Genomic DNA, 10,972 nt, shown 5'->3' with positions numbered 1-10,972 from the left:
TAATGTTCGTTAAGGTTTAAACAAAAAATCCGACCTAGTGTCGGATTTTTTATACATAATATTTGTCAGTAAAGCCGTTTATTCTTCAGGAATAACTTTACCAATATAAGGCAGGTGACGATATTTTTGTGCATAGTCAATACCTACACCAACGACAAACTCATCAGGAATTTCAAAGCCAATCCATTTTACCTGAACATCTTTTTCACGACGACTTGGTTTATCTAATAAGGTACAAATTTCAATTGAATTAGGAGCACGTAAACTTAAAATCTCGACAACTTTACTTAAGGTATTACCGGTATCAATAATATCTTCTACCAGTAAAACATCTTTGCCTTCAATATTATCATCAAGATCCTTCAGTATATGAACATCACGAGAGCTTTCCATGCTATTGCCGTAACTCGATGCAGTCATAAAATCAACGCTATGATTAACGGTAATCTTTCTGGCTAAATCGGCCATAAAAACAAAAGAACCACGTAGCAAACCGACCATGACTAAATTATCGCTGCCTTGATAATGTTCACTGATCTGCTGGCCAATTTGGGCAACGCGTTCTCTGATTTCTTCTTCTGAGATCATGACCTCAATAGTATGTTTCATCGTTATTTCTTTCTTGTTGGTTAATTAATAAATTCAGCGATTAGCTGTTCGTTGGGTATTGAAACTATATGAATAAAAAATACAAATACTAGGGCTGTTGAATTTTAACTGTAGCAAATATTATACAAATCAACAGTTTTATAATCATGCTAAGCAGATACCGCTCAACAGCCTCTTACTTTTTCTAACTATCGTACATGCAAAAAAAAGCCTTTGTGAACAAAGGCTTTTTTAGGTTTAGCGAATATTGTCTTTAGTTTAAGAAAATAAACTTAGCAATAAATAAAACAGTTAACGCCCAAACACCGTTAGATACTTGGTCTGATTTACCCGTACCTACTTTTAATACAGTGTAGGTGATAAAACCAAAAGCGATACCGTTAGCAATAGAGAAGGTAAACGCCATCATAATCGTAGTACACACGGCTGGTGCGTATTCCGTTAAGTCGTCCCAATCTAAGCCTTTAAGTGAGCTCATCATCAACATAGCTACATAGATAAGCGCGCCATCAACGGCAAAGGCAGGTAGCATTTTGGCCAGTGGCAAGAAGAACATACCAACAGCAAATAATAAGCCGATAGTTACCGCGGTCAGACCAGTACGGCCACCAGCAGCAACACCTGCAGCAGATTCAACATAAGAAGTTACCGGAGGACAACCAAAACCTGTACCAATAACAGAAGCGATTGAGTCAGCTTTTAAAGACTTGCTTAAGCCTTCAATCTTGCCATTTTTGTCTTGCAAGCCAGCACGCTCAGCAACACCCATTAAGGTGCCCGCGGTATCGAAAATGTTAACGAATAAGAAAGTTACAATAACAGGAATTAACGCTACTTGAAAAGCGCCCGCAATATCGGCTTTCCATAAGATAGGTTCAAGAGCAGAAAACTCAGGAACAGCTAGTATGCCACTATAAGAAACAAAACCAGATGCAGGAGCAAAAGATTTAGCTGCTTCAGAAATAACGAAGAAATCAGCAGGTAACACCCAAGTCATAACAAAAGCAAGTAAGGTTACTGTGGCAATACCAATGATTACCGCACCAAATACTTTACGATAGCTAAGCACCGCAATAAGTAAGAAACTTAAGAAACCTAGTGCCGGTGCTTCGGGACCAAATTGACCAAAGCCAAAGTGAGTCATGTCGCCAAGAGCAACTACGTTATCAGGACTAGCAACAATAATGCCGGTGAAACGTAAGCCGATGAAACCTAAGAAAAGCCCAACACCTGCGGTCATGGCAAGTCGTAAGCTCATGGGAATACTATCAAGCATCCATTCCCTTAGTCGGGTAACACTCATGAATACAAAGAGAACACCGGAAAGGAAGACCGCACCTAGGGCAATTTCCCAACTGTAACCCATGCCGCCGACGACGGAGAAAGTGAAGAAGGCATTTAAACCCATGCCTGGCGCAAGGCCAACAGGCCAGTTAGCATACATACCCATTAATATAGTGGCAATAGCAGCACCTAAACAGGTGGCTAAGAACAAACCATCAAATGGCATGCCGGTATTTGACATAATTACCGGGTTTAAAAACATAATATATGACATGGTCACGAAGGTCGTAAGACCCGCCATAAGCTCAGTTTTTATCGATGTATTATGCTGTGATAATTTAAAAAGACGTTCTAACAGACCTAAGTCTTTAGCTTTATCTTCTTGCTCTTCTTGCTTTTCGTAAGATTTACTAACCTGTTCCATAACTACAGTTCTCTCGTTGATTGATATTTAAGGTCGTTTATTTGTATTTTTAAAGTTGACCTACTTGTAATAATTTTAGTTATTGACCTTTTTGTCGCTGCTTTACCGATTAAACTGATAAAACCAGCAATTGCTAATTGTTAGAAAGAGGCTGTGTTGGACCCAATTTCTGTTTAGCTGTCTCATTAATACATAAATAAAAGTTAAAGTTAATAAGTATAGTTGCTTGTTAATTCCATATGATGAAACCCGTCTGGACATAGGATATTCGCTATACCCTATAAATTAAAGCTAACTTGATAACACGGTGAAAAGTAAAACATGTAAATTTCACATGGTAAAATCAAGGTAAATACCCAAGCTACTTCAAGATGCTCGTTTCAGGACTGCTGAGCGATTCATATTCAAGGCGCGTATTTTATTAAGGGTTATTCCCTTAATCACATACGCAACAATGAATATGATTTGCTCATCCGTCCCCGTAGGGCTGGTTTAGAAACGTTTTATCCATCGTTATTGATTTCGACAAGGGAGTAACCATTCTCTTCAATCAATGCCTTGCCTAAAGGCGTTTCTAATTTCAGCTGAATTCTGCACCTTGAGGTTGTTTGGGTATCTTCAATTCTGAATAATCCGAAGGTTTCAGCATAGCTCCCAGAATTTAGTTCTCGCTAATATCATTATTAATTTTTGCTTTTTGTCTGATGAACAACACTTCATCCTATCCTTAAAATAGAAAACTTGTCAACAGTGTCAAGAAATGCTTTTTTAGTGTACAATTCCACGTAAGCCTCATTCGAGCGACAGCAATTTTGCTGTAAATCGTTTAGCAAGAGGGTTTTTCACGGCATTATGTGAGAAAAGTACGCGATATCAAATAGGCGGTAATACTTTCAGGTAAGTTAATGTCATTAACCATAAAATTAAATTAGGTAGCCATGCTCTCTCTAGCACATTTTAATCGACAAACCATTAAAGGTGATGTTTTTGGTGCGTTGACATCAACAATTGTTGCTTTACCTTTTGCTTTAGCTTTCGGGGTTACATCGGGAGCGGGCGCCAGCGCAGGTATTTATTGTGCAATTATAACTGGTTTATTTGCTTCTTTGTTTGGAGGCACTAATCAACAAATTTCTGGCCCAAATACGGGTTTAACCGTTGCCATGGTGGCCATATTAACTAGCTTTGTCGCGCAATCACCCGATAATGGCATTGCGGCAGCATTTACCGTGGTAACACTTGCTGGTTTGTTTCAAATGTTATTTGGCTTTTTTAAGCTAGGTAAGTATTTTATTCTCGTATCATACCCGGTTATATCAGGCTTTACCTCGGGTATTGGCGTATTAATCATTCTTTCTCAAATCGAGCCATTATTTGGTCACTCTTTACCTGAGTTACAGCTTTCGTTAGGTACCTTAACTAGCACTAATACCTTATTGGGCTTGGCTTGTTTAGCAATACTCTTTATCTGGCCGCAAAAATTTAGTCGTGTGGTACCAGCCAGCATTATTGCGGTAGCAGGTGCAGCATGCTTTTATGTTTTTTCTGGCGCTGAAATGCCCGTTGTTGGCGCGATTACCAGTGAATTACCCTCTTTTAATATGCCAGTGTGGGAAAGCTCTTTAGCCAGCGAAATGATTAAATCGGCGTTATTAATTGCCACCTTAAGTACACTTGATTCATTAATGACTTCATTAACTGTGGATAGTATTACCAATGAATTACATGACTCAGACCAAGAGCTGGTCGGTCAAGGTATAGGTAATATGGTTGCCGGTTTATTTGGTGCATTACCAGGTGGTGGAGCAACTATGCGTACAGTAACCAATTTAAGGGCTGGTGGTACCACGCCTTTATCGGGCATGCTTCATGCGCTGTTTATCTTAGCTATCGTCTTATGGGCAGGGGAATACACCGCCTATATTCCAGTGGCTGTGTTAGCGGCAATTTTGACCCATGTTGGCATCAGTATCATTGATTGGAACTTCCTTAAACGCATCCATCAAATACCCTTGTTTAGCGTTGGTTTGATGATCTCTACCATGGTTATGTCAGTCGCCTTTGATCTAGTCACTGCGGTATTAGTTGGCGTATTTTTAGCAAACCTAGTCACTATTCGCCGCTTATCAGAAATCCAACTCGATAATATAAAGCTCTGCACTGCTAAAGAAGCTGAACATTTAACTATTGCGGAAAAGCAATTATTTGAAGCTATGGATGACAGTGTATTATTGCTTAATATTTCTGGACCTATTGGTTTTGGTGTGGCGCGCGGCTTAAAGCAAAGTGTTTCAGAGACGGATCAAAATAAAACCCTACTCATTGATTTAACCGATGCCCGCTTTGTTGGCATAACCAGTACTATTGCCATTGAAGAAATTATTGTCAGTTATCGAAATCAAGGGCGAGATATTTTACTGTCAAATGTTTGTGAACGGGTACGTAATGATTTTAATAAATTAAAACTGCTCGATAAAATACCAACAGAGCATGTTTTTGCTACTCGGTTAGATGCATTTACTTACCTTAAAGAAAGAGTTAAAAACAGAGCTTAAATAATGTTCCTAAAGAAATAGTTTCGTTACCATCAGTTGTTTAGCAAAACGTTGTAATGAAACGCTAGTTACGTTTGCTGAGACTCTTTTGGCTGAGATAGTCTTGACGGAGTGAATTTTGAAGAAGAGAGTGTTACCTGTGAACACTCTCTATTAGATCTCTTTAGTAAAAGAAAACAGTGCGCCACCTAAAGGTGACTCAGACACCACTATCTTACCTGCCATTTTTGTCGCTGCGGCTTTCGCTATAGGTAGACCAAGACCTAAACCACCGGTTTTTCTACTGCGACTTTTATCCAATCGGGCAAAAGCAATAAAGATGGTCTCTCGGTCGTGAAGGGGTACACCAATGCCATCATCTTCAACCGTTATAGATAATTGCTGATTATTATTGAAGCTAGTGACATTGGCAGAAATTTTTATTTCACCTTGGGCATAGTTAAAGGCGTTTTTAATAAAGTTATCAACTAACAACCTGAGATAGAAAGGGTTGGTCGTTAGCTCTAGTGATTCATCAATGACTAAGCTGTACTCTTTATTTTGGTTTTTAGCTAAAAGTTGCAGTCTGGATTCAATAAATGATTTTAGTTCAATCGTTTGAAACTGATCTACCTCACTTTCACTCTTTGAAATTGAGCCAGCAACGATAGTTGAATTTATTTTTGAATATTCCACAATCTGACTGATCAATTCATTAATGTCGACCACATAGTTATCAACGTCATCAACTAATGCCAATATATCTAAATCAGTACTTTTTCTACGAATTAACCCTGATGCTAATTGAATACGACTTAATGGAGTTCTCACTTCATGAGGAATTGCTTGGGAAAAAGTATCACGCTCTTTTACATTGTCAGCGATTGCTTGCGCCATGTCATTAAAGCTATGAGCAAGCTTATCTAAAGGTTTTTGGATATCTTCTTTGGCCTTAGCCTGCATATCTCCTGAGCCAAATTGCTGGTGGGTGTCAATAAGTGCTTTAATTTGGTTTTGTAGATTTTTGATTGGCCAATAAATAGCAATACCAAGAAATAAAGAGGTGATCAGTATTAATGACAGGAATATCAAATCAATCTCCTGACCATATATTATACCTTCAGCTAATTCTTCCGCCAATTCTTCAGCTAAGTCTTTAGGTAAGTCCTCAGGGTTGAGTTCACTTTTATTTTTCTCAATAATAATGATATTACTTTTTGCGTTAGGTAGTTTAAATTCGACTAAATACCCGCCATCATGTCTTTGATAATAAGAAGTATTGTTAATGCGAGTGATTAATTGACATGAAGGACAAACCACACTATTCATTTCGGGATTAACGAGTTTAGCGCTAAGAAAGTTATCCAATGGAAAACCGAGTGGAATATCTTGTTGAGCACTCTTAATTTTTCTTTCAGTATTTACGGAAATTTCTTTGAAAATAAAATTCATTTCAGCAACAAGCTCGTTAAAGTCTTCTTGCTCCTCAAAGCTATCCATAAAGAACTTTGTTAAGGAAACACTAATAATTACTGAGATGACGATAGCCAAATAAAGGCGTGAGAATAAAGATAGTGAGTACTTATTCATTACTTAATTTGTCCACGGGGTAATTTTCTCACGGATTAACTTGTTCATGGATTAACTTATAACCTTGATTTCGTATGGTGGTGATAACTTGGTAGGGCATTTGATCATCACCTAATTTTTTACGTAAAGCTGATATGCGCATGTCGATAGAGCGATTACTAAAGTCATAATCTATGCCTCTTAGTGCCTGACAGCATTGTTCACGAGAAATCACTTTACCGACATTTTTGTGCAGTAATTTTAGCATTTCATATTCCGAGCCTGTCAGGTTCAATAACTTACCTTGAAAGGTGACTTTATTGCTGGCTTCACTGATTGTTAAAGCGGTTGCAACAGCTGCTTGCTTGCTTTGACTTTCTAGAGTTCCTTGGCTGCGGCGTAATAGCGCTTCTATTCTGGCAACGAGCACATGCGGCCGTAAAGGTTTAACTAAATAATCATCGGCGCCCATTTTTAGTAAACTGACTTCACTAATATCGTCATCACAAGCAGTGAGAATTAATATTGGTTGTTGGTAAAGCTCTCGGGCTGCTTTACATATCTCAATACCGCTCATGCCGGGTAGCATCAAATCCAGAATAATTAACTCGGGTTTAGTGTTTTTTATCGCCTCTAAGGCCAGCGCACCGTCATCGATAACGGCTACTTGATAACCCTCAGCATCAAGGTACATCGCAGTTAAACGTGATATTTCGGCGTCATCTTCAATAAGTAATATTCTAGTTTTGTCCATTATTGTTCTCTTTGTTTTCTCGTTATTATTCAGTCATGATGCAAATTTAACGTAAAAGTTCCCGCTAATAAAGTCTAGCTTACACGTGCTTACAAACGCTAGTTATTGCTTACATAGGCTTACTTGTCCTTACCCTAAACCTTTCTTGAATCATTGATAATAATTCATCGCATTGTTTTGCAAAAAAAGTGTTGTAGAAAAGGTGTTGCAGATAAAACTGTGCAAATAGCAGCATTGAAAAATCTAGACTGCAAACAACTACGACGCAACTATTTATTAATTAATCATGAAGGAAGGTTCAATGATACCAACCAATAAAACCCTTATTGCTTTGGCAGTAATGACTACGAGTTTACTAACTGCTTGTGGTGGCTCAGACACAAAAAAAGAAACCACTACCACGCCAACTGTTCCTGAAGTTAATGTATATAAAGAAGTAGCTTGTCAGGTCATGTTGTCAGCGCCGCAATTGTCTCTTTTAACTGCCGGCTCTTCTTGTGGTTACCTTACGGTCCCAGAAAAGCACGCTTTATATGGTAAGCCAGCTTCAACAAAAAATATTGAAATAGCGGTAGTTAAACTAGCGTCTACCTCTGCCAATAAAAAAGCCGATCCGGTTGTCTACCTTGAAGGTGGCCCGGGTGGTAGTGCCAGCTCAAGTATTGCGCAAATAGTTGAATCAGGCACCTTTATCAACAACAGGGATGTCTACTTAGTTGACCAACGTGGTACCGGTTATTCAAAACCAGCATTATTCTGTAGTGAATTTGATGAAGCAGGATCAGCTGAGCAATTAACAGCCTGTAAAACAAGGCTTGAAGCTGCAGGTGTCGATTTAGATGCTTATCGCAGCGTGCAAAGTGCTATGGACTTTGTTCAGCTAAGAAAGGTCTTAGATATTCCACAGTGGAATTTATATGGCATCTCATATGGTACTCGCCTTGCAACCACCATAATGCGTGAAAATAGCGAAGGTATTCGCAGTGTTATTCTCGATGGCATGTTCCCGATAGAAGTCAACGGTATTACGGATACACCGTGGGCAAATTATCAGTCGTTAAATCAAATAGTAAAAAACTGCGATAATTCAGCTGACTGTCCTGCTGATGAATTCAAAAGCATTATCGAAGATATTATTGCCCGTATGCACATTGAAGGTATGATTGATGAGAGTCGAGAGTTTATTCAAATATTATTGGAACTTGGTACGCAGCCAGTCATCATTGACTACTTGTTAGCCGTGAATGAAGATGTCAGTAAATATGCCTCTATTATTGAAACGATGATGGCAGAGCAAGGAGATGAAGAGGGTGAGCAGCAGGGCGAAGAAGACAGGTTCTACAACGCTATGGGTTTATCTACTATCTGCGCTGAAGAATATCCATTTTTACAGATTACCGCGTTAACGGGTGATAACAGTGAAGGTTGGTCGACAAGTATGCAAGTTTCGGTAGCTGATATGTACCACATGGGCTTTGATCAGCCTTCTTGTAAAGTTTGGGATGTTACCCCAGCCAACGATATTGAGATACATGCCGTTAATAGTAACTTACCGGTATTAATGCTTAATGGTTTACAAGACACACAAACACCAGCAGCCTGGGGCACATTGGTTGCTCAAAATATGCCTAATGCACAAAACATAACTAATCCACAAGGTGGTCATGGACAGCTGTTTTCTGACTCTACTTGTTTTAATACTCTGGCTAGTGACTTTTTAGCTGAGCCAAATAAAGCGCTTGATACTAGCTGTGTGTCGGCTATTGAAGACTTAAGTTATGATAACAACAGTGGCGGAAATGGTGGAGATGCCTCGTTAGATCAAGCATTTTCGAAGAAGACCTCAGTTTTTGGCATTCCTATTTACGGCACCGAACAAACCGCTGATGAAGCTATGTTGCACGCCGCTAACGTGATGGCGCAATACTTAGATAATGATGAAGATGGTCAGCCAGATAATGCCTTAGTGGTAGAGCACATGCTTGAGCAAGGCGCGACCTTAATCATGACTAAAGATGAAGCTGAACTAGAGACTTTATTTGAAAAAATACCTGAGTCAGAAGCGTTGCAAGATTTGTATGCCAGTGAAGTGGTTATTGCGGGTGCAGATGGCGGCTTTGATGCAACGATTGAAGAAGTTTTACACCTAATAACTCATGTTGGCTATGCTGGTGTTTACCCTGAAGTATTTGGCGAAGTGATAGGCTCAGACATCGCTAATGCCATGGATACAGCTCGTGGTGGTCAGTTTGAAACTATTCCCACAAGCTACCCTGATACGGCTTGGTATACCTATGATGATGAAACTTGTAATTACAGCTGTATGGTCACTGAATATGTGTATTGGTCATTAACCTCTATTTTAGGGGCTCAAGCAGGAGATGAACGTTTAGCGCAAATCAATAATGAGTGGCAGTTAAACACGCTGGAAAAAGTACAAAGTAAAGATCTAACGGTACATGCTTTATTAACGAATGCTGAATATGGTTTGGCAACGTCATTACCTGATGGCAACTATTCAGCTCAAAACTTTACTATTAGCCCTACTGAAGCGGATACAGACGAAGGTGGTGGTGAAGAGCAGGCGGCTAACTTTACTTTTAAAGACAATGATACTAGTTCAACTACCGTTTATATGAATGGTGTTATCGGCGCTGATACTTTAGCTGTTATGCAGACATTATTTTCTACCTACCCACAAATTAAAACGCTGGTAATGCAAAATGTCCCTGGCTCTATGGATGATGACATTAATTTATTAGCGTCAATGGAAATTAGAAACCGCGGTATCAATACTCACATTCCAGCGGACGGCATGGTTGCCTCTGGCGGCACAGATATGTTTTTAGCGGGCGTTAAACGCACTATTGCCACCGGCGCTAAAATAGGTGTTCATTCATGGGATGATGGCAGTGGTAAGGTTGCATTAGATTACCCTAGAGAACATCAAGCGCATGTTATCTACCTTGATTATTATAATGCTATCGGCATAACGACTGACTTTTACTGGTATACCCTTGAAGCTGCTCCAGCTGAGAGTAATCATTGGATGACAGCTGAAGAAATGGTTTTATATGGTGTATTAACAAACTAACCTTTTAGCTTCAAAACAGTTAAATTTTAGTAGATAGGCTCTTTTATCACCTGCACAGTAATTCTTGCATGGCTGATAAAGGGGCCTTTTTATTTTAATACCTGAATAGTAATAGCTCGTATCTTTCGCTGTATCGCTGTATCGCTTACAAACGCTTACTTGCGCTTACCCTAAAGCTGGTTCAAATAGTAGACAATAATTTATCGGCTAACACCGAGTGATTACTTTGACTTCCTTTGAATAGATTTGAATAGTTTTGGAGAAAATAATGAACTTAATGAATAAAAGCCCTTTTGCTAACGGTTTTACAACTTCTTTTACCAAAGTTGCCCTTGCCATTCTTATCAGCACAACGTTAGTTGCTTGTGGTGGTTCAAGTAGCGACAACAAAACAACCGTTGAGCAAACAGTAACGCCTCCGGCCACTACTACACCCACGACAACCCCAACCACCACTAACCCCGCCAGTAATGATTTGGACATTTCTGTCGTGCCAGATGAATTAAAGAATACATACAGTGCAGCGTTAAAGTTTGATCGCTATACCAAGGTTGATACTCCTAATGGTGGCGTAATTCATATCATTGCCCAAAATGAAATTATGGAAAATCAAATTGTCCGTGCTCGTGGAATTTTACAACACTATTTAACCGATTATCCTGGCTCAAAATATGGTGCAGATAAAAGTGCAGTTGCTAATAAAA

6 protein-coding genes and 1 pseudogene are annotated in these 10,972 nt (G+C 39.2%); 3 read left to right on the top strand and 4 right to left on the bottom strand.

Annotated elements, in window-relative coordinates; all coding sequences use genetic code 11:
• Nucleotides 1-78: 78 nt before the first annotated feature.
• Nucleotides 79-609, bottom strand: a complete 531-nt coding sequence (gene hpt, locus HRT50_RS15230; protein WP_291615996.1) for a hypoxanthine phosphoribosyltransferase — start codon at nt 607-609, stop codon at nt 79-81.
• Nucleotides 610-862: 253 nt separating this feature from the next.
• Nucleotides 863-2,194 (bottom strand): NCS2 family permease, encoded by a 1,332-nt coding sequence (locus HRT50_RS15225; protein WP_291615998.1) that lies wholly within the window; start codon nt 2,192-2,194, stop codon nt 863-865.
• 1,061 nt (nt 2,195-3,255) lie between these two features.
• Here HRT50_RS15225 and HRT50_RS15220 point away from each other — a divergent pair.
• On the top strand, nt 3,256-4,872 hold the full coding sequence (locus HRT50_RS15220; protein WP_291615994.1) for a SulP family inorganic anion transporter: 1,617 nt from the start codon (nt 3,256-3,258) through the stop codon (nt 4,870-4,872).
• A gap of 153 nt (nt 4,873-5,025) precedes the next feature.
• Here the strand turns inward: HRT50_RS15220 and HRT50_RS15215 are convergent, their stop codons facing one another.
• Nucleotides 5,026-6,441, bottom strand: coding sequence for an ATP-binding protein (locus tag HRT50_RS15215; RefSeq protein ID WP_291615992.1), 1,416 nt, complete (start codon nt 6,439-6,441; stop codon nt 5,026-5,028).
• Nucleotides 6,442-6,469: 28 nt separating this feature from the next.
• A complete protein-coding gene (locus HRT50_RS15210; RefSeq protein WP_291615990.1) occupies nt 6,470-7,174 on the bottom strand; it encodes a response regulator transcription factor in 705 nt (234 codons plus the stop codon).
• A gap of 301 nt (nt 7,175-7,475) precedes the next feature.
• Between HRT50_RS15210 and HRT50_RS15205 the strand changes: the two genes are divergently transcribed.
• Both HRT50_RS15205 and HRT50_RS15200 read left to right on the top strand, forming a co-directional pair.
• Nucleotides 7,476-10,268 carry an alpha/beta fold hydrolase gene (locus HRT50_RS15205; protein ID WP_291615988.1) on the top strand — a complete coding sequence of 931 codons (2,793 nt, stop codon included), beginning with the start codon at nt 7,476-7,478 and terminating at the stop codon, nt 10,266-10,268.
• A 268-nt stretch (nt 10,269-10,536) separates the two neighbouring features.
• Nucleotides 10,537-10,972: pseudogene (locus tag HRT50_RS15200) on the top strand (hypothetical protein); the annotation flags it as partial.

Source organism: Colwellia sp., from assembly GCF_013215345.1.
GTDB lineage: Bacteria > Pseudomonadota > Gammaproteobacteria > Enterobacterales > Alteromonadaceae > Colwellia.
This window is presented reverse-complemented; position numbering and strand designations above follow the sequence as displayed.